This window comes from Bradyrhizobium sp. CCBAU 53421 (genome assembly GCF_015291625.1).
GTDB lineage: Bacteria > Pseudomonadota > Alphaproteobacteria > Rhizobiales > Xanthobacteraceae > Bradyrhizobium.
Window position 1 is genome coordinate 5,302,548 of record NZ_CP030047.1, and the last position, 23,057, is coordinate 5,325,604.

At 65.1% G+C, this 23,057-nt stretch carries 21 protein-coding genes; 8 read left to right on the forward strand and 13 right to left on the reverse strand.

Annotated elements, in window-relative coordinates:
- Positions 1–14 precede the first annotated feature (14 nt).
- The 3 genes from parE to XH92_RS25430 all read left to right on the forward strand — a co-directional run bounded on the left by parE (position 15) and on the right by XH92_RS25430 (position 4,061).
- The gene (gene parE, locus XH92_RS25420) at positions 15–2,075 is read left to right on the forward strand and encodes a DNA topoisomerase IV subunit B (RefSeq protein ID WP_050400594.1); all 2,061 of its coding nucleotides are present in this window, start codon (positions 15–17) and stop codon (positions 2,073–2,075) included.
- 228 nt (positions 2,076–2,303) lie between these two features.
- Complete coding sequence (locus XH92_RS25425) at positions 2,304–3,095, forward strand: outer membrane protein (RefSeq protein ID WP_194454550.1); 792 nt, start codon at positions 2,304–2,306, stop codon at positions 3,093–3,095.
- A gap of 195 nt (positions 3,096–3,290) precedes the next feature.
- The gene (locus XH92_RS25430) at positions 3,291–4,061 is read left to right on the forward strand and encodes a glucose 1-dehydrogenase (protein WP_194454551.1); all 771 of its coding nucleotides are present in this window, start codon (positions 3,291–3,293) and stop codon (positions 4,059–4,061) included.
- A 74-nt stretch (positions 4,062–4,135) separates the two neighbouring features.
- Here XH92_RS25430 and XH92_RS25435 read toward each other — a convergent pair whose 3' ends face one another.
- The 3 genes from XH92_RS25435 to XH92_RS25445 all read right to left on the reverse strand — a co-directional run bounded on the left by XH92_RS25435 (position 4,136) and on the right by XH92_RS25445 (position 7,919).
- Positions 4,136–4,912 carry an outer membrane protein gene (locus XH92_RS25435; RefSeq protein ID WP_194454552.1) on the reverse strand — a complete coding sequence of 259 codons (777 nt, stop codon included), beginning with the start codon at positions 4,910–4,912 and terminating at the stop codon, positions 4,136–4,138.
- A gap of 199 nt (positions 4,913–5,111) precedes the next feature.
- Positions 5,112–6,356, reverse strand: coding sequence for an FAD-dependent oxidoreductase (locus tag XH92_RS25440; protein WP_194454553.1), 1,245 nt, complete (start codon positions 6,354–6,356; stop codon positions 5,112–5,114).
- Positions 6,357–6,422: 66 nt separating this feature from the next.
- A complete protein-coding gene (locus XH92_RS25445) occupies positions 6,423–7,919 on the reverse strand; it encodes a caspase family protein (RefSeq protein WP_194454554.1) in 1,497 nt (498 codons plus the stop codon).
- Between the two features lie 241 nt (positions 7,920–8,160).
- On the opposite strand from XH92_RS25445, the gene XH92_RS25450 reads away from it, so the two are divergent.
- The 4 genes from XH92_RS25450 (at position 8,161) to XH92_RS25465 (ending at position 13,094) form a co-directional block, all read left to right on the forward strand.
- Positions 8,161–9,114 carry a helix-turn-helix transcriptional regulator gene (locus XH92_RS25450; protein WP_194454555.1) on the forward strand — a complete coding sequence of 318 codons (954 nt, stop codon included), beginning with the start codon at positions 8,161–8,163 and terminating at the stop codon, positions 9,112–9,114.
- A 198-nt stretch (positions 9,115–9,312) separates the two neighbouring features.
- The gene (locus XH92_RS25455; RefSeq protein ID WP_246787612.1) at positions 9,313–9,975 is read left to right on the forward strand and encodes a helix-turn-helix transcriptional regulator; all 663 of its coding nucleotides are present in this window, start codon (positions 9,313–9,315) and stop codon (positions 9,973–9,975) included.
- 253 nt (positions 9,976–10,228) lie between these two features.
- Complete coding sequence (locus tag XH92_RS25460; protein ID WP_194454557.1) at positions 10,229–11,710, forward strand: DEAD/DEAH box helicase; 1,482 nt, start codon at positions 10,229–10,231, stop codon at positions 11,708–11,710.
- Positions 11,711–12,026: 316 nt separating this feature from the next.
- On the forward strand, positions 12,027–13,094 hold the full coding sequence (locus XH92_RS25465; RefSeq protein WP_194454558.1) for a GGDEF domain-containing protein: 1,068 nt from the start codon (positions 12,027–12,029) through the stop codon (positions 13,092–13,094).
- Between the two features lie 130 nt (positions 13,095–13,224).
- Here XH92_RS25465 and XH92_RS25470 read toward each other — a convergent pair whose 3' ends face one another.
- From XH92_RS25470 to XH92_RS25505, 8 genes are all read right to left on the reverse strand, one after another.
- The gene (locus tag XH92_RS25470; protein WP_194454559.1) at positions 13,225–13,701 is read right to left on the reverse strand and encodes a TfoX/Sxy family protein; all 477 of its coding nucleotides are present in this window, start codon (positions 13,699–13,701) and stop codon (positions 13,225–13,227) included.
- A gap of 145 nt (positions 13,702–13,846) precedes the next feature.
- Entirely contained in the window at positions 13,847–14,236 is a 390-nt protein-coding gene (locus XH92_RS25475; protein WP_194461416.1) for an iron-sulfur cluster assembly accessory protein, read from the reverse strand.
- Between the two features lie 64 nt (positions 14,237–14,300).
- Positions 14,301–14,672, reverse strand: a complete 372-nt coding sequence (locus tag XH92_RS25480; RefSeq protein ID WP_028342143.1) for an SUF system Fe-S cluster assembly protein — start codon at positions 14,670–14,672, stop codon at positions 14,301–14,303.
- Complete coding sequence (locus tag XH92_RS25485) at positions 14,669–15,916, reverse strand: cysteine desulfurase (protein ID WP_194454560.1); 1,248 nt, start codon at positions 15,914–15,916, stop codon at positions 14,669–14,671. The genes XH92_RS25480 and XH92_RS25485 overlap by 4 nt, the downstream gene beginning before the upstream one ends.
- On the reverse strand, positions 15,913–17,235 hold the full coding sequence (gene sufD / locus XH92_RS25490; protein ID WP_194454561.1) for a Fe-S cluster assembly protein SufD: 1,323 nt from the start codon (positions 17,233–17,235) through the stop codon (positions 15,913–15,915). Before sufD ends, XH92_RS25485 begins: the two co-directional genes overlap by 4 nt.
- Before the next feature lie 17 nt (positions 17,236–17,252).
- On the reverse strand, positions 17,253–18,005 hold the full coding sequence (gene sufC, locus XH92_RS25495; RefSeq protein ID WP_194454562.1) for a Fe-S cluster assembly ATPase SufC: 753 nt from the start codon (positions 18,003–18,005) through the stop codon (positions 17,253–17,255).
- Positions 18,006–18,064: 59 nt separating this feature from the next.
- Entirely contained in the window at positions 18,065–19,561 is a 1,497-nt protein-coding gene (gene sufB / locus XH92_RS25500) for a Fe-S cluster assembly protein SufB (RefSeq protein ID WP_194454563.1), read from the reverse strand.
- Between the two features lie 95 nt (positions 19,562–19,656).
- Positions 19,657–20,814 carry a cysteine desulfurase family protein gene (locus XH92_RS25505; protein WP_194454564.1) on the reverse strand — a complete coding sequence of 386 codons (1,158 nt, stop codon included), beginning with the start codon at positions 20,812–20,814 and terminating at the stop codon, positions 19,657–19,659.
- A gap of 461 nt (positions 20,815–21,275) precedes the next feature.
- Between XH92_RS25505 and XH92_RS25510 the strand changes: the two genes are divergently transcribed.
- Complete coding sequence (locus XH92_RS25510) at positions 21,276–21,923, forward strand: alpha/beta hydrolase (RefSeq protein WP_016843213.1); 648 nt, start codon at positions 21,276–21,278, stop codon at positions 21,921–21,923.
- Positions 21,924–22,032: 109 nt separating this feature from the next.
- Here XH92_RS25510 and XH92_RS25515 read toward each other — a convergent pair whose 3' ends face one another.
- Both XH92_RS25515 and XH92_RS25520 read right to left on the reverse strand, forming a co-directional pair.
- Complete coding sequence (locus XH92_RS25515; protein WP_194454565.1) at positions 22,033–22,362, reverse strand: multidrug efflux SMR transporter; 330 nt, start codon at positions 22,360–22,362, stop codon at positions 22,033–22,035.
- Positions 22,363–22,365: 3 nt separating this feature from the next.
- Entirely contained in the window at positions 22,366–23,043 is a 678-nt protein-coding gene (locus XH92_RS25520; RefSeq protein ID WP_194454566.1) for a glutathione S-transferase family protein, read from the reverse strand.
- Positions 23,044–23,057: the final 14 nt, after the last annotated feature.

The following is a 23,057-nucleotide window of genomic DNA, read 5'->3' on the forward strand; positions in this document are numbered from 1 at the left end:
CCACTTGAAGAACCATGTCCAAGCCGCTGAAATCAAACGCCAAAAGTAAATCTGCTGACGATCTGTTTGGAGCCCCGGAGCCGAAGGGACGCGCCCCGGCGAAGGCTGCTTCGCGGCCCGCGGGAGGCGCCGAAGCCGGCTATACGGCGGCTGATATCGAGGTACTGGAAGGGCTGGAACCGGTCCGCCGGCGGCCCGGCATGTATATCGGCGGCACCGACGAGAAGGCGCTGCACCATCTGTTCGCCGAGGTGATCGACAACTGCATGGACGAGGCGCTGGCCGGCCACGCCACCTTCATCGACGTCGAGTTGACCGCCGACGGCTTCCTGACGGTGACCGACAATGGCCGCGGCATTCCGGTCGATCCGCATCCGAAATTCCCGAAGAAGTCGGCGCTCGAAGTCATCATGTGCACGCTGCATTCGGGCGGCAAGTTCGACTCCAAGGTCTACGAGACCTCAGGCGGTCTGCACGGCGTCGGCGTGTCCGTGGTCAACGCCCTCTCCTCGCGACTCGAGGTCGAGGTCGCGCGCAGTGGGCAGTTGCATCGCATGACCTTCGAGCGCGGCCATCCCAAGGGCAAGCTCGAAGACCTCGGCAAGGTCAACAACCGCCGCGGAACGCGCATCCGCTTCAAGCCGGACACCGACATCTTCGGCGCCAAGGCGGCGTTCAAGCCGCAACGCCTGTTCAAGATGACGCGCTCGAAGGCCTATCTGTTCGGCGGCGTCGAGATTCGCTGGCACTGCGATCAGGAGCTGTTGAAGGGCGTCGAAGACGTCCCGGCGGAAGCCAAGTTTCACTTCCCCGGCGGCCTGAAGGATTATCTCGCCGCCGCGATCCACGCCGACACGCTGGTGCATCAGGATATCTTCTCCGGCAAGTCCGGCCGCAGCGGCGCGCACGGCGCCTGCGAATGGGCGGTGGCCTGGACGGCCGATGCCGACGGCTTCCTGTCGTCCTACACCAACACGGTGCCGACGCCTGACGGCGGCACGCATGAATCCGGCCTGCGCAGCGCGCTGCTGCGCGGCTTGAAGGACCACGCCGAGCGCGCCGGTCAGGGCAAGCGCGCGGCCTCGATCACATCGGAAGACGTGATGGTGGGCGCGGCCGTGATGCTCTCGGTGTTCGTGCGCGAGCCTGAATTCCAGGGTCAAACCAAGGACCGCCTCGCCACCGCCGAAGCGCAGCGCATCGTCGAACAGGCGATGAAGGATCCGTTCGACCATTGGCTGTCGGGCAATCCGAACCAGGCCAACCGGCTGCTCGATTTCGTGATCGATCGCGCCGAGGAGCGGCTGCGCCGCCGCCAGGAAAAGGAAACCGCGCGCAAGACCGCCGGCAAGAAGCTGCGGCTTCCCGGCAAGCTCGCGGATTGCTCCGATGCCGGCACCGAAGGCTCCGAACTCTTCATCGTCGAAGGTGACTCGGCCGGCGGCAGCGCCAAGCAGGCGCGCGACCGCAAGACGCAGGCCGTGCTGCCGCTGCGCGGCAAGATCCTCAACGTCGCCTCTGCCGGCAAGGACAAGCTGACCGCCAACGCGCAGCTCTCTGATCTCGTGCAGGCGATCGGCTGCGGCACGCTCGCCCATTACCGCGAAGAGGATCTGCGCTATCAGCGCATCATCATCATGACCGACGCCGACGTCGACGGCGCGCACATCGCCTCGCTCCTGATCACCTTCTTCTACCGGCAGATGCCGCGGCTGATCGACGAGGGGCATCTCTATCTGGCGGTGCCGCCGCTCTACAAATTGAAGCACGGCACCAAGTCGGTCTACGCCCGCGACGACGCGCACAAGGAAGAGCTGCTCAAGAGCGAGTTCAACGCCAACGCCAAGGTCGAGGTGAATCGCTTCAAAGGCCTCGGTGAAATGATGCCGGCGCAGCTGAAGGAGACCACGATGGATCCGGCCAAGCGCACGCTGCTGCGCGTGGTGCTGCTTGCCGACGATCGGGAGGGCACCGCCGACTCGGTCGAGCGGCTGATGGGCACCAAGGCGGAGGCACGTTTCGCCTTCATCTCCGACAAGGCCGAGTTCGCCAGCGACGACCTGCTCGACGTCTAGCGTCCAACCGGCTGATTTGAAATGACTTTCCGGCCGCCTCCAAATCGGGGCGGCCGTTTTCATTCGCCTTCTCGGAGAGTGCCTGCGGTTTCGTTTTCGGGCGGTTGTGTCTCACCCGCAACAGCATTTCCGGCGGAACCACGTATAGTCCCGAACATGAGTTTCGGGAATCGGTCCCACCGCGCCCCGTCAGCGACCCGATCGAACGCTAAAGTCGAGGATTTGGATATGAAGAAGATTTTGCTCGCTCTGACCGCGGTTGCTGCGATGACGGGTTCCGCGTCGGCTGCCGACTTGGCCGCCCGCCCCTACACCAAGGCTCCGGCCCCGATCGCGGTGGCGCCGAGCTGGACCGGCTTCTACATCTTCGGCGGCGGCGGCGGCGGCGTCTGGGACGCTGACACCGGTGTCCAGTCGACCGTCACGGGCGCGCCGATCCTCGGCTTCAATCAGCGCCAGGGCGGCGATGGCTGGTTCGGCACCGTCGGTGCCGGTTACGACTGGCAGACCGCCAACAGCTGGGTCATCGGCGTGTTCGCTGACGGCCAGTTCGGCAGCCTGAAGGGCACGATCCAGGATCAGGGTCCGTTCCTCGCCGGCAACATCAAGAACGACTACAGCTGGGCTGCCGGTGCGCGCCTGGGCTACCTGATCGCTCCGAACGTTCTGTCCTACGTCAACGCCGGTTACTCCAGCTCGCACTGGAAGGGCACCACGCTGTTCAACACCGCGACCGCCCTCCCGTCCGGCCTGCACACCAACGGCTTCGACCGCAGCGGCTGGTTCGTCGGCGGCGGCGTCGAGAACAACCTGAACATCTTCGGCATCACCGCGCCGGGCTGGTTCATGAAGACCGAGTACCGCGCTGCCTACTACGACAACAGGAACATCTCGGAACTCGCCGACGTCACCAACATCTCGAACGGCCGCGACATCACCTTCAAGCCGTTCGTCCAGACCATCAGCACCTCGCTGGTCTACCGCTTCAACTGGACCGGTCCGGTTGTTGCCAAGTACTGAGCTGAATACTGATCCCTGCTGATTGAGCAGACGAAAAGCCCCGGCGTTGTCCGGGGCTTTTTTGTTGCCTGAACACCTTCGAGACCGATCTCGCGCGCCTCCTGATGCAGGGCCGACCGGCCGCGCCTGATCTGGTCAGCGCTGTGGCGATCGGGCACTCTCGCGACCAGATTCAAACCACAGCGGACAACAACAATGAAAAACGGACAGTTTGATCTCTCGGGCCGGGTTGCGATCGTCACCGGCGGCAATGGCGGCATCGGGCTTGGCATGGCGCGCGGCCTGGCGGACGCCGGCGCGGCGGTTGCCGTGGTCGGCCGCAACCAGGCGAAGTCGAAGGCGGCCGTCGAGGATCTCGGCAAGCGCGGCGTCAAGGCGATCGCGGTGGCTACCGACGTGACCGACAAGGCCGCGGTCGCGGCGATGGTCGAGCGGGTCACAGGTGAGCTCGGCCGGATCGACATCCTCGTCAACAACGCCGGCATGAGCATCCGCAAAGCCCCGCACGAGCTCGAGCTCGACGAGTGGAGCCGCGTGATCGACACCAACCTCACCAGCGCCTTCCTGTGCTCGAAGGCGGCCTATCCGGCGCTCAAGGCGTCGGGCCACGGCAAGATCATCAATATCGGCTCGATGATGTCGATCTTCGGTGCGAGCTTCGCGGCGGCGTATGCCGCGAGCAAGGGCGGCATCGTGCAGTACACCCGCGCCTGCGCCAACGCCTGGGCGCCCGACAACATTCAGGTCAACGCCATCCTTCCCGGCTGGATCGACACCGATTTGACCAAGGGCGCGCGTCAGCAGGTCGCCGGGCTGCACGAGCGCGTGCTCGCACGTACGCCGGCGGCACGCTGGGGTGTGATCGACGACTTCGCAGGCATCGCCGTGTTCCTGGCCTCGCCGGCCTCGGACTTCGTCACCGGCACCGCGATCCCGGTCGACGGCGGCTATTCAGTGATGGCCTGAACCACAGCATCCATGAAACACAAGAGCCCCGGCGCCGGCCGGGGCTCCTGCATCCTGTTCGCCTCAGTGTAGATTCAGTAGCGCGCGATGGTCGGCGCGTCGAACTTGTAGTTCATGCGGACCACCGCCCACTGGATGTCGCGCGGCTTGGCGTCGAACGTGTAGGTGCCCGCCGCGGTGCCGGCGAGCTGATAGGTCTGGCGCTCGAACGCCGCGTAATTGTATTCGACGCCGATGGTCCAGTTGCGGGTGATACCATATTCCCAGCCGGCGCCGACCGTCCAGCCGCTGGCCCAGTGGGTCTGGCTGCCCGAGCCGGTCGCCGGCGGCAGGTTGTCGACCACGGACAGGCGATTATTCACGCCGGCATAGCCGCCCTTGAAGTACAGCAGATTGTTCTGGATCGCGTAGCCGGCACGGCCGACGATCGTCGCCATCGCGTTCGAGCGCCAGCTGAATTGATCGTCGCGGCTAAGGCCGAACACCGTGTTGGTGACGCGGCCGGAATTGTCGAGCGCGGAGATCGTGCCTTCGACGCCGAACACGAAGTTGTTGGCCTGCCAGTTGTAGCCGATCTGACCGCCACCCATGAAGCCCGAGCCGCGCTGCCGAAAGCCCTGGCCAGGTGCGAGATCGCCGAACACAGTCGTGTTCGCGCTATTGACCCACTGCTCGTTGGTCCATGCGCCGCCGAGATGGCCGCCGACGTAGAAGCCGGACCAGTTGTAGACCGTCTCCACATAGGCCGGCGCCTTGGTGTACGGACGGGCGGCAAGGTCGGCCGCCGACGCAGAACTGAAGCCGAGCGCCGTGGTCACGGTCAGCGCGGCAATGAATTTGGCGTGAGACATGGTGGCACCCCCAGATTGTCCGATGGGGATGAGCTTTCCCAGAGAGACCCTTACCAAACGCAAATCGTGGGAACCGGTCGTGCAGAATCCGTGTGCGCCGGGTTCGAATCATGTCTGTCTGTTGCAATCACGCAACGTCTAACGACATTCTTAAGGTGCTGTTATCCTTGATAAATTCCTTCGCTGCACGCAACGCCTGTCAGCTCGCGGCCGGCGAATGGACGTGCTCCGGCCGCACCCCGACCGCGACAAGACGCGCCGTCAGGCCTTGCAGCCAGGGCATTGCAGTGATCAACCGCAACGCGAACGGCACCGGCTGATCGCCGCCCTTCAGCGCGGCGCTGATGATGTTGTCCTGCGCGATCACCTGCATGCGCTGCGTCACCCGCACCGGGAATTCACGGCGACGGCGCACGGCGTCGAGTTCGTCCTCCGGCGGACAACCTTGCACGAGCTTTGCCGCCAGGATGTTGGCGGTCGCGACCGCGTCCTGCACCGCGAGGTTGACGCCGACGCCGCCGATCGGCGACATCGCATGCGCGGCGTCGCCGATGCAGAGCAGGCCGGGACGGGTCCAGCGCTTCAGGCGATTGATCGCGACCGTGAGCAGCTTGACGTCGTCAAAGCTCTTCACATCGGCAATGCCGGCCTTGAGGATCGGCGCCAGCCGCAGCACATCGTCGAGCAGCGCCGGCAGCCCCCTCGCCTTCACGGCCTCGTATTGTCCCTTGGCGATCACATAAGCGCATTGCCAATAGTCGCCGCGATCGAATGTCACCATCATCTTGCCGTGCTCGACGCGGGCGAACAAATTCTCGGTCTCGTCCGGACGCCGCCCGACGCGAAACCACAGCACGTCCATCGGCGCGCCGATCTCCTCGACGTCGAGGCCGGCGCGCTCGCGCACGATCGAATGGCGGCCGTCGCAGCCGATGGTGAGATCCGCCTCGATCTCGACGCGGCCGTCAGGCGTGTTCACATGGACGCCCGCAACGGTGTCGCCACGCCGGATCAGGTCGGTCACCTCGGCGTTCATCAGCACCTGCAGTGATGGGAAGCGCCTGCCGCTCTCGCGCAGGTAATTGAGGAAGTCCCACTGCGGCATCATCGCGATGAACGGATATTTGACGCTGAGCCGGCTGAGGTCGGCGATCCGCACCGAAGTGCCGCCGAACATGCCGTCGAGCGTCTGGATGTCCTGGTGCGGCAGCTTTAGGAAGCCGTCGATCAGACCGAGCTCGTCCATCACCTGCAGGGTCGACGGATGCACGGTGTCGCCCCGGAAGTCGCGGAAGAAGTCGGCGTGCTTCTCCAGCACCACGACATCGACCCCGGCGCGCCCGAGCAGGTAGCCGAGCATCATGCCGGCTGGTCCGCCGCCGACGATGCAGCAGCGCACCTTCATCTGATGCCTGTTCGATCCTGCCGGATTGCCTGCATCCATGATGCCGTCCTTGCCGTTGCCTCGCCGCTCCCACTGTAACGCGGACTGGACGACAAGGATGCAAGGCTATCGCCTGAACGTCTTGATTTCCGACACGCTGCCGTCGCGGTAGGTCAGCTCCACCGAAACCGACTTGGTCTGCGGCGCGAGCTTCAGATAGGGCTGCGCATCGGACGGGATGGCGCTCGGATCGCGCGAATTGCAGGCCGGCATCTTCAACACCTTGTCCGGCACCGCGGTGTCGATGCCGATCCGCACCTCGCGGATCGCGCAGCGATACGACATCAGGTGCGTATAATAGACCAGCAGCCCGTTGAACTCGCGGAACGACAGCCAGCTCGTCGCGGTCATGTCGAGGATCTTGCGCTGATCGCGGATCAGCGCGGCATCGGGATCGAACTTGATCGGGAAAGGCCCCTGCATCTCGCCCTGGGTATCGACATAGCGAAGCTGGATCGTGGCCGCCGGCGCGTCGGCCGGCAGCTCGATCGATGGATTGGGCATCCGCTTGCGGGTGCGCGGATCGAGCGTGTCCATGAAGCCGGTTTCACGGAAATCGCCGCTATCGCCGATCCGCCAGGAAATGCCGAGCGTCGGATCGGCGATCGAGAACACGACGGTCCAGCCGCCATTGTGCCGCGAGAAGCTCGCGATCGGCGCGTTGATGGAGTCCTCCTTCGGCAACTTAGGCACCGATACCGGCGGCAGCGCGGCCACCTGCTGCGGCGGAGCCGACGGCTTGGCCGCCTCGGCCTGCGCCTTTGCGATCCCGTTCAGGAAGACGTCATCGACCATCTGGTCGAAATAGACCGGGATCTGCTTGTGCTTCACGGTCTCGGCCATCTCGCTGACCAGGCGCCGCGTGCGCTGCGCGACCTGCACGAGGTTTTCGCCGGGCTGCAGCAGCTCCCTGGCGAAGGTTCGCGTGAACACCGAATTGGGATTGGCGTCGTCGTTCGACAGACGATCGAGCGCGGTCTGGCGCGGCCCCGCCGAAAACACCGAGAACACGCCTTCCGGCAGCTGCGTCATCGGCGCCAGACCACCGCCGCCGGCAACGGCGCGCGTGCCGGCGCGCTCGAACGGATTGTTGCGGCAGGCGTCGAACACCAGGATCGAGGTACGCGCTCTCTTGTTCTGCAACCGCTCGATGATGCGGTCGGCGAGCACGGAAGCGTCGCGCACCAGCTCCTCCTGCCCTTCGGTGGCGGCCGGTACGTCGGTCGGCAGCAGGAAGTTCTGGCCGGCGATCTCGAAGCCGTGACCGGCATAGAAGAAGAACGCGGTGTCGCCGGGCTCCACGGCGCGGTCGAAGGCGAGCAGCGTTTCGGAGAACGCTTGCCGGTTCAGATTCTCGGCCACCATGACGTTGAAACCGAGCTGCTTCAGCGTGTCGCCCATGGTGCGGGCGTCATTGACCGCCTTCTGCAGCTTGGGCACGTTCCTGTAGTCATTGTTGCCGATCACCAGCGCGACGCGCTTTTCGGCCTGGGCGGGCGCCGCCGATGCGACGAAGGCGACCGCCAACAGGGTCGCTGAAAGTCTCGAAAGCCAGCTCTTCATCCCAATTCCCGCCTGCACGACACCTGCGCCGCTCGTGCGACCGCCGCCTAATAGTCGGACCAGCCGTTTGGCCGGTTCAAGGCCGACGCCGGATCGCCGCCGTGACCGCCCTGTTTTGCGACCGTCTCGGCCACCATGGGGCGTCCCGTCCGCCCCAGGTCAAGTTTCTTTTTACGGCCCGCGTGCTAGATTCGGGCCCTCACTCCCGCGCAAGCTCTCCACAGGTCCCAAGGGCTTTTCCGTGTACACATGGTCCACTGAGCAGGTCGATCCCCGGGATCGCTTCGACTATTGGCGCGAGGTCCGCGCCAAGGGATTGTTCGGCGTCACCGCTGAACTCGAACCCGAGCACCGCCGCGACTTCTTCGGCGAGTTCTCGCTGCGCCAGCTCGGCGATGCCGGACTGGTCGAGCTGCGTGCCTCGCCCTACCGCGTCGAGCGGCGCGCCGGCGACATCGCTGAGGCGGCCAGCGACAGCCTGTGCATTTACCAGCAGCTCGGCGGTGGCGGCTGGTTCGGCGGCGCACGGCTCGACGAATTCGCGGTGCGCGACGGCATGTTCGCGACCAGCTATTCGGACCTGCCTTATCGCACCGTCCCGCTGCACCATGACGGCTTCCACCTGCGCATCATCAAGATCCCGGTGACGAACATCGTCCCGCCCGGCGCCGAGCTCGGCGAACTGGTCCCAAAACCCGTGCAGGATGAGACCGCGCTGCAGCCACTACTGGAATCCTGCTTCCGCGACCTCGTCGAAGGCCACGACGCCAGCGCGGCGGACGCGGCCCCGCTGGTGCAGGCGCTCGCCCATATTGCGCTGATCGAGCGCGGCATCATGCGACCGAAGAGCAGGCTCGCACAGCAGGCGCTGCGAAGCGCCCATCTGTCGCTGGCCCGCCGCCTGATCCGGCGGCATCTGTCGAGTGCGGCACTGACGCCGACGCTGATCGCCGGCCTGCTCGGCATCTCGGTGCGTCACCTGCACATCCTGTTCGAGGAAACGGGGAACACCTTCTCGGAGACAGTCACCGCGCTTCGCCTCGCGCAAAGCCGCCGCCTGCTCCGCGAGCGGTCGGGGCAGACGATCGCCGAGGTCGCCTTTGCCTGCGGCTTCGAGAGCCTCGCGACGTTCTACCGCCTGTTCAATGCGTCCGAATCCATGACGCCGGGCGATTACCGGGCGCGCGTGGCCTGAGCACCCGTTCGGTCCGGCGGCGGCCTAGCCCGTCGCACGATCCAGCATTCTTCGAGCCGAAGTGATCAGCCTGCGCGCATTGAGAAGATAATTTCCGGCGATTTCGCCAGAACCGCGCAGGCGCTTCGCCCGGACCAGACACAGCCAAATTCCTTACCGGCGACGCGCGCTCTGATGCAGAGCGAGGGGTCATGCACGATGCGCGGTAAGCACGAGGATCACAGCACGGAAACGCTGGCCACAGGCCCAGCGTGCGTTGAAATCCCGGCCATCGAGCCTGCCCGCCACGGCTCGCCAACGACAAGCAACCGCGGCTGGGCGCCGTTGCTCGAAGCCTGCCTTGCCGACTTCAAGGACGCCACCGAGGCCGGTGATACCGCGTGCATTCCTGCGCTGGTCAAGATCGTTGCTGACCTTGCGCTGATCGAGCGCGGCGCGATCCGGCCGGGCAGCCGCCGCGCCCAGCAGGCGCTGCGGGTCGGCCGGCTCAGCCTGGCGCGCCGCCTGATCACGCGCCATCTCGAAAAGCCGGCGCTGTCGCCAGGCATGATCGCCGAGATGCTCGGCGTCTCGATCCGCTACGTGCACGTCTTGTTCGAGACGACGGGGGCGAGCTTCTCGCAGACCGTCACCGCCCAGCGCCTGAGCGAGAGCCGCAGGCTGCTGTGCGAGAAGCCGCCGCGGCCGATCGCCGACATCGCCCTCTCCTGCGGGTTCGGCAGCCTCGCGACCTTCTACCGGATATTCAGCACATCCGAGGGCCTGACGCCCGGCGAATTCAGGGGGAAAAGCGGCACGGACGCCCTCGCCGACGCCTCACCATCCGGTCCGGGGGTGGTGATTCATTTGACCGCCAAATGACGGAAATGACGGTTATTTTGGCGAAAACGTTAAGCTTTTTCGGCTATCCGGCCGGTTCCAAGATTGACTTTACCGGTTTCGCCCCTATGTTGCGGGGCAACGCGGCCCTCGGATCGAAACGCGATTCGTCAGGTTTGCCGTCCGTCAGCGTTAGTCAGAGCCCCCGAGCTTTATAGAAAAGCGAGCCGTTTCGGGGCCGAACGCGACAGCCTTTTACCTTCGATTCCGAACGGCGGTTTCGACCAGAGGCTCAATGTCTTTTTCCAATCTAGGCCTGTCCGATAAGGTCCTCGCCGCAGTTGCGGCAACCGGTTACACCAACCCCACTCCCATCCAGGAACAGGCAATCCCGCACGTTCTCGCCCGGCGCGACGTCCTCGGCATTGCCCAGACCGGCACCGGCAAGACCGCTGCCTTCGTTCTCCCGATGCTCACTCTCCTCGAGAAGGGCCGCGCCCGGGCACGGATGCCCCGCACCCTGATCCTCGAGCCGACCCGCGAGCTTGCCGCGCAGGTGAAGGAGCAGTTCGACAAATACGGCGCCGGTCAGAAATTGAACGTGGCGCTGCTGATCGGCGGCGTCTCGTTCGGCGACCAGGACTCCAAGCTGATGCGTGGCGTCGACGTCCTGATCGCAACGCCCGGCCGCCTGCTCGACCACACCGAACGCGGCGGACTGCTGCTCACCGGCGTCGAGCTGCTGGTCATCGACGAAGCCGACCGCATGCTCGACATGGGCTTCATCCCCGACATCGAGCGCATCTGCAAGCTCGTCCCGTTCACGCGGCAGACCCTGTTCTTCACCGCGACGATGCCGCCGGAAATCAGCCGCATCACCGAGACCTTCCTGCACAATCCGGCCCGGATCGAAGTCTCCAAGCCGGCGACCACCGCCGTCACCGTGACGCAATTGCAGGTTCCGGCCGGTCGCGAAGCGCATGACAAGCGCGAGATCCTCCGCCGCCTGCTGCGCGAGGCCAAGGATCTCAACAACGCGATTATCTTCTGCAATCGCAAGCGCGAAGTCGCCGTCCTTCACAAATCACTGCAGAAGCACGGCTTCAGTGTCGGCGCCCTGCACGGCGATATGGATCAATCCGCCCGCACCGCGGCCCTCGATCAATTCCGCAAAGGCGAGATTCCGCTGCTCGTCGCCTCCGACGTCGCGGCCCGCGGTCTCGACATTCCCGCGGTGAGCCACGTCTTCAACTTCGACGTCCCGCATCACCCCGACGATTACGTCCACCGCATCGGCCGCACCGGCCGCGCCGGACGCACCGGCACCGCGATCTCCATCGTCACCTCGCTCGATAGCAAGTCGATGACTGCGATCGAGAAGCTGATCGGCCAGCCGATCCCGCGCGCCGAGGGCGACTACGCCGTTCACAGCGAGGCCTCCGACGAGGACGCCGCACCGCGCCGCTCGCGCAGCCGCGAAGGTTCGCGCGATGGCGCCCGCGGCGGCCGCAAGCCGCGGCGCGAGCGCGAACCACGCCACGGTGAGCGCGAGGCGCGTCACGGTGAGCGCGAGCCGCGTCAGGACCAAGAGCCACGCCAGGAGCGTGCCGCCAAGCCGGAGCGCGAGCCGCGCCAGGGCCGCAACACCACCCCGTCGCATGTGCCGTCGATCGGGCGTGCCGAACCACGCCGGCCGCAGCGCGAGGTCGACCACGAGCCGGCCGATCATTCGCACCTGCCCGCCTTCCTGCTGCGACCTGTCCGCGCACGCGCGTAAGGTCTGCTGTGTTGCCGCCGCGTCAGCGGCGGCAGTCCGTGCGATTTGCGCGACCGCCGGCGAACCACTCCCACCCCGATCCGCCACGTTTGAAGCAAATGCGCACGGTTTTCGCAGCGCCATCGCGCGCAAGGGAAAGGCTTCCGAAAAGCCCCGGTCGATTCGCAACGGGGGAGCGTTCGTACGACGATAGTCGCGGCGAAATCCCCGTAGTTCCACTGTTTACCTTGCTTTCATCCTCGTCCCGTACCGTCGCGCCAATAGTTTAATTATTGCCGCCGGACACGACCGGCATGGGTGCATTGGGGACGTAACAGTGGTCAAACTACTGGACGAACACGAACGTACGTTGGCCTTTGCCGAAGTCGCGCTTGGCCAGATCCGCTCGCTTCGCCAGACCGCCGTCCCGCGCAACTACGAGATCTGGTACGTCTACGCGACCGGATACAACGCACCGCTCAACAAGGTCATCAACGAGACGCTGGCGCGCAGCGGCAAGCTCTCTGAATCCGATCTCGAGCAGATCTACGAAACCTACCTTTCGCACATCAAGACCTCGGACCGCATCGACAAGGTCGGCGCGCGCGTCATCGGCGAGATCGATGCCGTCATGCGGCTGATCACCGATGCGCTCGGCGTGTCCGCGACCTACGACGCCAGCCTGGCCGGCGCCACCGATCGGCTCTCGACTGCGACCACCCGCGACCAGATCAAGGCCATCGTCGAGGCGCTCGCCAAATCGACGCGCGAGATGCGCGAGACCAATCAGGCCCTGGAGAACCGGCTCGCGCTGTCGAAGTCGGAGATCAGCGACCTGCAACACAGCCTCGAGGCGATCCGCGCCGAGAGCCTGACCGATCCGCTCACCGGCCTCGGCAACCGGAAATATTTCGACCGCTCGATCGACATGGCGGTGCAGGCCGCATTGGCCAGCGGCGAGCCGCTGTCGCTGCTGATGTTCGACATCGATCACTTCAAGTCGTTCAACGATTCCTACGGCCATCTCACCGGCGATCAGGTGCTGCGGCTGGTGGCGCAGTCGCTGAAGCAGACCATCAAGGGCCAGGACATCACCGCCCGCTATGGCGGCGAGGAATTCGCGGTCGTGCTGCCGAACACCGCGCTGCGCCAGGCGCTGACGGTCGCCGACCATATCCGGCGCGCCGTGATGGCCAAGGAGCTGAAGAAGAAGTCGACCGGCGAGATCCTCGGCCGCGTCACGATCTCGGTCGGCGTCTCCATGCTGAAGCCGGCCGACGACACGGATTCCCTGATCGATCGCGCCGACGCCTGCCTTTACGCCGCCAAGCGCGCCGGCCGCAACCGCGTGATCTGCGAAACCGACCCGGAATACAGCGCCGAGACCCAGACCCGGGTGGCGTGATCCGCCGCTTGACGTCCTCCACCGTCATTGCGAGCGAAGCGAAGCAATCCATCGCGCCGCATATGCGGAAGAATGGATTGCTTCGTCGCTATCGCTCCTCGCAATGACGTGGATGTATTCAGCCTCGGGATCAGGACCTTTTCGCTGGCGCCCGCTTCTTCCTGGCTGGCGGCCTCCTCGCGGCCGCCTTCTTCAGTGTTGCCTTCATTGCGGCGCTCTTCTTCGCTGCAGCCTTCTTCGCCGGCGTCTTCGCCTTTCCCGCAGCGGCCCGTTTCCTCGGCCGCTTGCGCAGCGCGGCGCGCTGGGCGGCGCCGAGCGCCGAACGTGCCCAGACCGCGAGCTCCTCGGCATCGTCGAACAACCGCGCCGGCAGCTGCCAGTAGGAGTTCACCGTGACGGTCTTCGAACTCGTCTGGTACTGGAACGGCCCGCAGCCTTCGGCCTCGAATTGCGGGATGGTCTCCTCGTCGGCGCGGAAGTAGAGCCCAGCCCGCAAAGCCAGCGCGAAGTTGGTGCCATCAGCGGAGATGCCGTAGCCGGAGAACATCCGGCGCAGCGTGACCGGGCCGAAATCGGCGAACAGGTCGGTCAGGAATTCGCGGTCCATGTGCGTGCCTCGTGCCCCGGCTCTGCAGCGCAGCGTGGAACGATGCGCTGCAGAGCCGGGGCCCATCGGCCTTTGCGCAATTGAGAAATGGGTCCCGGCTCTGCGATGCGGCGTTACACACCGCATCGCGTCCGGGACACGATGTCTAAACCGTGGCCGGCTTGAGCTGAACCGATTCGCCGCAACCGCAGGCGGAGACCTGGTTCGGGTTGTTGAACACGAACTGGGCCTGCATCCTGTCGGCCACGTAGTCCATCTCGGTGCCGAGCAGGAACAGCACGGCCTTCGGATCGACCAGGATCTTCACGCCCTTGTCCTCGACCACTTCGTCGGTCGGACGGATCTCGTGGGCGTATTCGACGGTGTAGGACTGTCCGGCGCAGCCGCCGTTCTTGATGCCGACGCGCAGGCCGACGATCTCGGAATCGGCGCGCTTGGTCAGCTCGGTGATCCGCTCCGCCGCGGCGTCGGTCAGTTTCATGACCTGCGGGCGCGGCCGCTTCGGCTTGGCTGGGGTTGGTGAAGCTTGCGTCATGTCACTCATGTGGTCAGTCCCAGCGGCAATTCAATCTCGAGCTTAGGTTCAATCCCCTAACGCATCACCACATATTGAGGACGAGGCGCGCCTCATCCGACATCCGGTCCGGCGTCCAGGCCGGATCCCACACCAGATTGACGTTGACGACGCCGACGCCGGGAACGCTGGCGACCGCGTTCTCCACCATCTGCGGCAATTCGCCCGCGGCCGGGCAGTTCGGCGTGGTCAGGGTCATCAGGATGTCGACCGAGCGATCATCCTTGAGATCGACCTTGTAGATCAGGCCGAGCTCGTAGATGTCGGCCGGGATTTCCGGGTCGAACACCGTCTTCAGCGCCGCGACGATCTCGCCGCTCATGCGCTCGGTCTCCTCCGCCGGCAGTGCCGAGGTGGTTTCCATGGTGGCCGTCTTGACTTCGGCTGTATCGGTCATGCGAACAATTCCCGCGCCTTGAGCAGCGCCTGCGCCAGATGGTCGACTTCTTCCCGTGTATTATACATCCCGAAGGACGCCCGGCAGGTGGCCGTGACGTTGAACCGCTCTAAAAGCGGCATCACGCAATGGGTGCCGGCGCGCACCGCGATGCCCTGGCGGTCGATCACGGTCGCAACGTCATGGGGATGCGCCCCCTTCATCTCGAAGGAGATCACCGGCCCCTTGTCGCGGGCGGTGCCGATCACGCGCAGCGAGTTGATCTCGCGCAGGCGCTCCTGCGCATAGGTCAAGAGCTCATGCTCATGCGCGGCAATGCGCTCCTTGCCGATCGAATTGACGTAGTCGATCGCGGCGCCCAGCCCGATCGCCTCGACGATCGGCGGCGTGCCGGCCTCGAACTTGTGCGGCGGATCGCCATAGGTGACCCAGTCCCTGGCCACTTCACGGATCATCTCGCCGCCGCCGTTGAACGGCCGCATCGCCACCAGGTGCTCGTGCTTGGCATAGAGCGCGCCGATGCCGGTCGGCCCGTACACCTTGTGGCCGGTGAAGGCGTAGAAGTCGCAATCGAGGTCCTGGACGTCGATCGGAAGATGCACCGCGCCCTGTGCGCCGTCGACCAGCACCGGAATTCCGCGGGCGTGGGCGAGCCGGATCACCTCCTTGACCGGAACCAGCGTGCCGAGCGCGTTCGACATCTGGGTGATGGCGACGATCTTGGTGCGCGCCGTCAGGAGCTTCTCGAACTCCTCGATCAGGAAATTGCCCTCGTCGTCGACCGGTGCCCACTTGATCACAGCACCCTGGCGCTCCCTCAGGAAGTGCCACGGCACGATGTTGGAGTGGTGCTCCATGATCGAGAGGACGATCTCGTCGCCCTCCTTGATGTTTTCCCCGCCCCAGGACGATGCGACGAGGTTGATCGCCTCGGTGACGTTGCGGGTGAAGACGATCTCTTCGTTACGGCCGGCATTGATGAACTGCGCGACCTTGCCGCGGGCGCCCTCATAGGCCTCCGTCGCCGCATTGGCGAGGTAATGCAGGCCGCGATGCACGTTGGCGTATTCGGACTTGTAAGCCTCGGTCATGCGGTCGAGCACCGCATTCGGCTTCTGCGCCGAGGCGGCGTTGTCGAGATAGACCAGCGGCTTGCCGTAGATCTGCATGGCGAGCGCCGGGAAATCCTGCCGCACCAGCGCGACGTCGTAAGAACCGTTGGCGACCGCCTTGTGCATGCTCACGCCCTCGCCTGAAGCCAGCGCTGTGCGGTGGCAATTGCGACCTCGCGCAACGCGTCGCTGGCAATGGTCTCGATCGCCTCGCCGACGAAGGCCTGGATCAGAAGCGCCTGCGCTTCCTTCTCCGGCAGGCCGCGGGCGCGCATGTAGAACAGCAGGCTCTCGTCGAGCGCGCCGGTGGTCGCACCGTGACCGCAGGTGACGTCGTCGGCGAAGATTTCCAGCTCCGGCTTGTTGTCGGCCTCCGCGTCATCGGACAGCAGCAGCGCGCGGGTCATCATCTTGGCGTCGGTCTTCTGCGCGTCCGGACGAACGATGATGCGGCCCTGGAACACGCTATGCGCACGGTCGTCGACGACGGCACGGAAGATCTCGCGGCTCGCGCAGTGCGGCACCGCGTGATCCATGAACAGCGTGGTGTCGGCGTGCTGTGTGCCGTTGATCAGATTGACGCCGTTGGTCTCGACGTTGGAGCCCTCGCCGGCGCAGGTCACCGTCAGCTGGTAGCGGCTGACATGACCGCCCGAGGTCAGGCCGAAGGTGTTGAAATGGGCATGCGCCCCGAGCGACACGGTCGCCGAGGAAATGTTGAAGGCGTCGATGGCGTCCTCGACCAACCTGATGTGATCGAGCCGCGCATTGTCGCCGATCGCGACAACCAGCCCGTCATGGGTCTGGTAGGCCTTGGCGCCCTCGCCGGCGAGATAGCTCTCCACCAGCGTCACGCCGGTATCGCGGCCGAGCCGCAGCAGCGAGCGCGTGAACATCGAGGCCGGCGCCGTGCCCGACGCGACGTGGACGATATGCAGCGGCTGAGCCAGCACCGTGCCATTGGCGATTTCGATGACGACGCCATCGGTCGCCATCGCGCCGTTCAGCGCGATCATTGGATTGGTGATGTCGGTAGCAAAGGCCTGCGCCGACAGCGCGCCGTCGCCGGCGTCGAGCACCTCGCGCAGCAGGCGGATGCCGAGGCCCTTTTCGAGATTGCCGAGATCGGAGAGATCGGGCGCGAACGCGCCATCGACCAGCACCAGGCGGCGCACGCCGTCGATCGCGCGCAGCTTGACGGCAGCGGCGGCACGCCCCAGCGCTGCGGCGTCCGGCGCAGGGGCCAGCGGCAGCACCTCGCGCATCAGCGCGCGCAGGTCGGTGTATTTCCAGTCCTCGATCCGGCGGTGCGGCAGGCCAAGGCGCTCATAGGCCTCGAATGCCTCGCGGCGCTGATCGGCGATCTTGCCCTTGCCCGGCAGACGGTCGCGCGCGACGGCGAATGCATCGCCCAGCGCGCGCCCGGTCTCGGTCTTTGCAACAACGTTCATCTGAGAACCCGTATCTGTCAGGCAGCGTCTTCGAACTGCGCGTAACCGGACTCTTCCAGCTCCAGCGCCAGTTCCTTGCCGCCGCTCTTCACCACCCGGCCCTTCGACATCACGTGCACGACATCGGGCACGATGTAGTTGAGCAGCCGCTGATAGTGGGTGATGACGACCATCGCGCGCTCCGGCGAGCGCAGCGCGTTGACGCCGTCGGCCGCGATCCGCAGCGCGTCGATGTCGAGGCCGGAATCCATTTCGTCGAGGATGCAGACGGCCGGCTCGAACAGCGCCATCTGCAGGATCTCGTTGCGCTTCTTCTCGCCGCCGGAGAACCCGACATTGACGCCGCGTTTCAGCATGTCCTGCGGAATGTTCAGCGACTTGGCGACCTCGCGGACCTTCTTCAGGAAGGCGGGCGACGACATCTCGTCCTCGCCGCGCGCCTTGCGCTGGGCATTGAGCGCTGCGTGCAGGAAGTTCCAGGTGGTCACGCCGGGGATTTCCACCGGATACTGGAACGCCAGGAACACGCCCTTGGCGGCGCGCTCGTTGGGCTCCATCTCCAGCAGGTCCTCGCCCCTGAACAGGATCTGGCCGCCGGTGACTTCATAGCCCGGCTTGCCCGCGATGACGTGGGACAGCGTCGACTTGCCGGAGCCGTTCGGCCCCATGATCGCGTGCACCTGGCCCGGGTTCACCGTGAGCGACAGTCCGTGGAGAATCTCGCGCTCCTCGACACGGACCTTGAGATCTTTCACTTCAAGCAGAGACATCTGATTTTTCCTGAACATCATCCGCAAGGCGCGTCGGCCGCGCCTTCGAGCGGGATGGATTAGCCAACCGAACCTTCAAGGCTGATCGAGATCAGCTTTTGCGCTTCCACCGCGAACTCCATCGGCAGTTGCTGCAGCACGTCCTTCACGAAGCCGTTGACGACGAGGCCGACGGCTTCCTCCTGCGAGAGCCCGCGCTGGACGCAGTAGAACAGCACGTCCTCGGAAATCTTCGACGTCGTCGCTTCGTGCTCGAACGTCGCCGAGGAATTCTTGGCCTCGACATAGGGCACGGTGTGCGCGCCGCATTTGTCGCCGATCAGGAGCGAGTCGCAGGCGGTGTAGTTGCGCGCGCCGGTCGCCTTGCGATGCGCGCTGACGAGGCCGCGATAGGTGTTCTGCGACTTGCCGGCGGCGATGCCCTTGGAGATGATCCGGCTCGACGTGTTCTTGCCGAGGTGGATCATCTTGGTGCCGCTATCGACCTGCTGGAAGCCGTTCGAGATCGCGATCGAGTAGAACTCGCCGCTCGAATTGTCGCCGCGCAGGATGCAGCTCGGATATTTCCAGGTGATCGCCGAACCGGTCTCGACCTGGGTCCAGGAGATCTTGGAATTCTTGCCGCGGCAGTCGCCACGCTTGGTGACGAAATTGTAGATACCGCCCTTGCCCTCGGAATTGCCGGGGTACCAGTTCTGCACCGTCGAATACTTGATCTCGGCGTCGTCGAGCGTGACGAGCTCGACCACGGCGGCGTGCAGCTGGTTCTCGTCGCGCTGCGGCGCAGTGCAGCCTTCGAGATAGGAGACGTAGGAGCCCTTGTCGGCGATGATCAGCGTGCGCTCGAACTGGCCGGTGTTGCGCTCGTTGATGCGGAAATAGGTCGACAGCTCCATCGGGCAGCGCACGCCCGGCGGCACGTAGACGAACGAGCCGTCGGAGAACACCGCCGAGTTCAGCGTCGCGAAGTAGTTGTCCGAGGTCGGCACCACGGTGCCGAGATATTTCTGCACCAGCTCGGGGTGCTCGCGGATCGCCTCCGAGATCGGCATGAAGATCACGCCGGCCGCCTTCAGCTCCTTCTGGAAGGTGGTGGCGACCGAGACCGAATCGAACACGGCGTCGACCGCGATCTTGCGATTGGCCGACGGCGGCCCGCCAGGCGGCGGCTCGACGCCCTCGAGGATCGCGACCTCGCGCAAGGGAATGCCGAGCTTCTCGTAGGTCTTGAGGATTTCAGGATCGATCTCGTCGATCGAGGACAGCGTCTTCTTCGGCTTCGGCGCCGCGTAGTAGTAGATGTCCTGGTAGTCGATCTTCGGATAGTCGACGCGCGCCCAGGTCGGCTCGGTCATGGTCAGCCAGCGGCGATACGCCTCCAGGCGCCATTCCAGCATCCAGGCCGGTTCATTCTTCTTTGCCGAGATGAAGCGGACGGTGTCTTCCGACAGCCCCTTCGGGGCCTTGTCGGACTCGATCTGCGTCTCAAACCCATATCGATACTGGTCGACGTCGATGCGCCGGACGCGCTCGACCGTCTCTTGTACAGCAGGCATTCAATCCTCCGCTCGCGGTTTCAAGGACCGCGGTGGATCTCAAGTTCCGAAAATCTCTTAGCGATGCTTTGAAGACGAAATCCGCTTAGAACAGTTCAAGCTGTGTTTCGTCGTTCCCCCTTAACTAAGGTATCGGCGAGCTTTCGCCAAGCCTTGAGGGTCAAATCCACGTCTGTCTCCGTGGTAGACCAGCCAAGACTGAGCCGCACCGCTCCCTGGGACACCTCCGAGCGGTATCCCATTGCCTCCAGCACGTGGGATGGCTGGACCTTGCCCGACGAACAGGCGGAACCGGAGGAGACCGCGATTCCCCCAAGGTCGAACCCGATGACCGCCGTTTCCGCCTTCATACCGGGCGCAGTGAACAGAACGGTATTTGGTAACCTCTTAACGTCATCGGAGAACACCTGCACGCCCGGCGTCTGCCGCAACCCGTGCTCGAGCCGGTCCCGCAGCCCCCTGACGCGGGCGGCGTCGGCCCTCAGGGCCGCCATTGCGGCGTTCGTCGCCGCACCAAAGCCTGCGATCCCCGCGACGTTCTCGGTCCCTGCCCGCCGCCCGAGCTCCTGCCCGCCGCCGCGCAAGAATGGCTCCAGTCCCTCGATGCCTTCAGCGAGCATCAGCGCGCCTGCGCCCTTCGGTCCGCCGATCTTGTGCGCCGACAGCGTCACGAGGTCGGCTCCCGTCGAGGCGAGATCGAACGGGACCTTGCCGAACGCCTGGATCGCATCGACATGCAGCAGGCCGCCGGCCGCGTGGACGATCGCGGCGACATCGGCCACCGGCTGGATCGCACCGGTCTCGTTATTCGCCAGCATCACCGAGACCAGAGCGGGCGGACCGTCCGCCAGCAGCGCGCGCAGATGATCGAGATCGATCACCCCGGCGCGCGAGACATTGATTGCGGAGATCGCCTCGCGCGCAAACCGTCCGCCCACGAGAACCGACGCATGCTCGATCGCGGACACGAGCAGCCGACCGACCGGCTCGCTCGCTGCGCGGTGCAATCCCGGCGTCAATGCGAGCGCATTGGCTTCGGTCCCGCCGGAGAGAAACACGACGTCCTGCGGCCGGCCGCCGACCGCCTTCGCCACCGCATTGCGGGCATCCTCGACCAGCCGGCGCGCGCGGCGTCCCTCGCTGTGCACCGAGGAGGGGTTGCCGCTCAACTCCCATGCAGCCGTCATCGCCGCCTTCGCCTCCTGGCGAAGCGGCGTGGTGGCATTCCAGTCCAGATAGACGCGATCGGCCATCGAGCTTGTCCGCGGCAACCACCGTGGTTGCGGCCTTCCACTGCGACATAACGACAGTCGGGCAGCGAGGCCAGATCAGAGTCAGCGGCGCGCGAGATTTTTCACGCGCACGGAAACCTCGCCCGTCTTGCCAGGCAAGACATCCGTTCGCGCCGCGCGCGATAGCAATATGACAAAGCAAAACTTCAGGTAGTTAGCGAACTATTCCGCGCGTTGATCCGGATCGCCGCCAATGCGCCGGCTGTGAGCGCGCCAGGAAGCGGATTCGCCTCTGCCAAGCGGCACAATTTCCTTGATTTTTGCCCCTTGCGTCATGCTAGAAGGCCCTCCAGCGTGCCGCCCGGCGGCGCCTGCGCCCGATTTCATCATGAGCCGCTCTGCTCGCGCCCGTCGCCGAAGATGGCTCCAACCGGTTGATTGATCGACGTCAATCAAGGGAACGCGTCAATCAAGGGAACACAATGCCTGAAGTCATTTTCACCGGCCCTGCTGGCCGTCTAGAAGGCCGCTACCATCCGGCCAAGCAGAAGAACGCGCCGATTGCGATGATCCTGCATCCGCATCCGCAGTTCCACGGCACGATGAATCACCAGATCGTCTATCAGTGCTACTACGCGTTCGCGCATCGCGGCTTCTCGGTGCTGCGCTTCAACTTCCGTGGCGTCGGCCGCAGCCAGGGCTCGTTCGATCACGGCACCGGCGAATTGTCCGATGCCGCGAGCGCGCTCGACTGGGCGCAGGCGATCAATCCGGAGGCGCGTGCCTGCTGGGTCGCCGGCTTCTCGTTCGGCGCATGGATCGGCATGCAGCTCCTGATGCGCCGGCCGGAGGTCGAGGGCTTCATCTCGATCGCGCCGCCCGCCAATCTCTACGACTTCTCGTTCCTCGCGCCCTGCCCGTCGTCCGGCCTGATCGTGCACGGCGACAAGGATGCCGTGGTGCCGCCCAAGGACGTCAACACGCTGGTCGAGAAGCTGAAGACGCAGAAGGGCATCGTGATCGACCAGCAGGTCATCCCCGGCGCCAACCATTTCTTCGACGGCAAGCTCGAGCCGTTGATGGAAACGGTGACCGGCTATCTCGACATGCGCCTCGCCAACGTGCGCTGAGCGACACCGCTCTTGTAGCCCGGATGGAGCGCAGCGAAATCCGGGACCATCCTCACCGCGGATAAGAGACCCGGATTGCGCTTCGCTCCATCCGGGCTACGGCACCGACCTACTCCGGCGCGAATTTCAGCGCGGCGATGCCGACCAAGACCAGCGCGATCCCCGCCACCTTCATCGGGTTCAGCGCTTCGCTGAACAGCAGCACGCCCATGGTCAGCGTGCCGACCGCGCCGATGCCGGTCCACACCGTGTAGGCGACGCCGATGCCGAGCACCTGCAGCGCGCGCCCGAGCAGGAATACGAACGCGGCGAGCAGCGCCAGCGAGACCAGCGTCCAGCCGAGCCGCGTATAGCCTTCGGCATATTTCATCGAGATCGCCCAGCCGACGTCGAGCAGACCGGCGACGACCAGCGCGATCCAGGCAATGGAATGCGACATGGCTTACGCGGCAAGCTTCAGCATATGCGCGCGGTGACCGACCAGGAACGCGTGCAACAGCGCGGGATAGTCAGGCGAGACGGCACTGCGCACGCTCGGCCGCTGCGCCAGCGCGCTGCGCCAGGCGCGAAGCTTTGGCGTGTGGGTGAAGACGGAAAGATCGGTCAGCTGGTCGAACAGATCGAAATAGCGGAAGACCGGAGCGAACACCGCATCCACCAGGCTGAACCGCTCGCCGGCGAAGAACGGACCCGCGCCGAGCGCCGCCTCGACGCGCGCGAATTTCGCGGCGACCGCCTGCCGCTTGCTCTCGAAGGTCGCGGCATCGGTCGCGGTCTCCAGCCCCCAGAGGTCGCCGAGAATCGCCGAGCCGAACTCCATCCAGGCGCGATGCTCGGCGCGGGTCAGCGCATCCTGCGGATGCAGTTTCGCGCCGCCTTGCGTCTCCTCGATGTACTCGCAGATCACGTTGCTCTCGAACAGCGCGACCTCCTTGCCGTCGTCGCCGGTCACGACCAGCACCGGCACCTTGCCGAGCGGCGAGATCTTCAGGAACCAGTCCGGCTTGTTGGCGAGATCGATGTCGATCCGCTCGAACGGCACGCCCTTCTCGCGCAGCGCGATCACCGCGCGTTGCACATAGGGACAGAGCTTGTGGCTGATCAGCTTCAGGGCGGCCATGACGAACCTCGCGT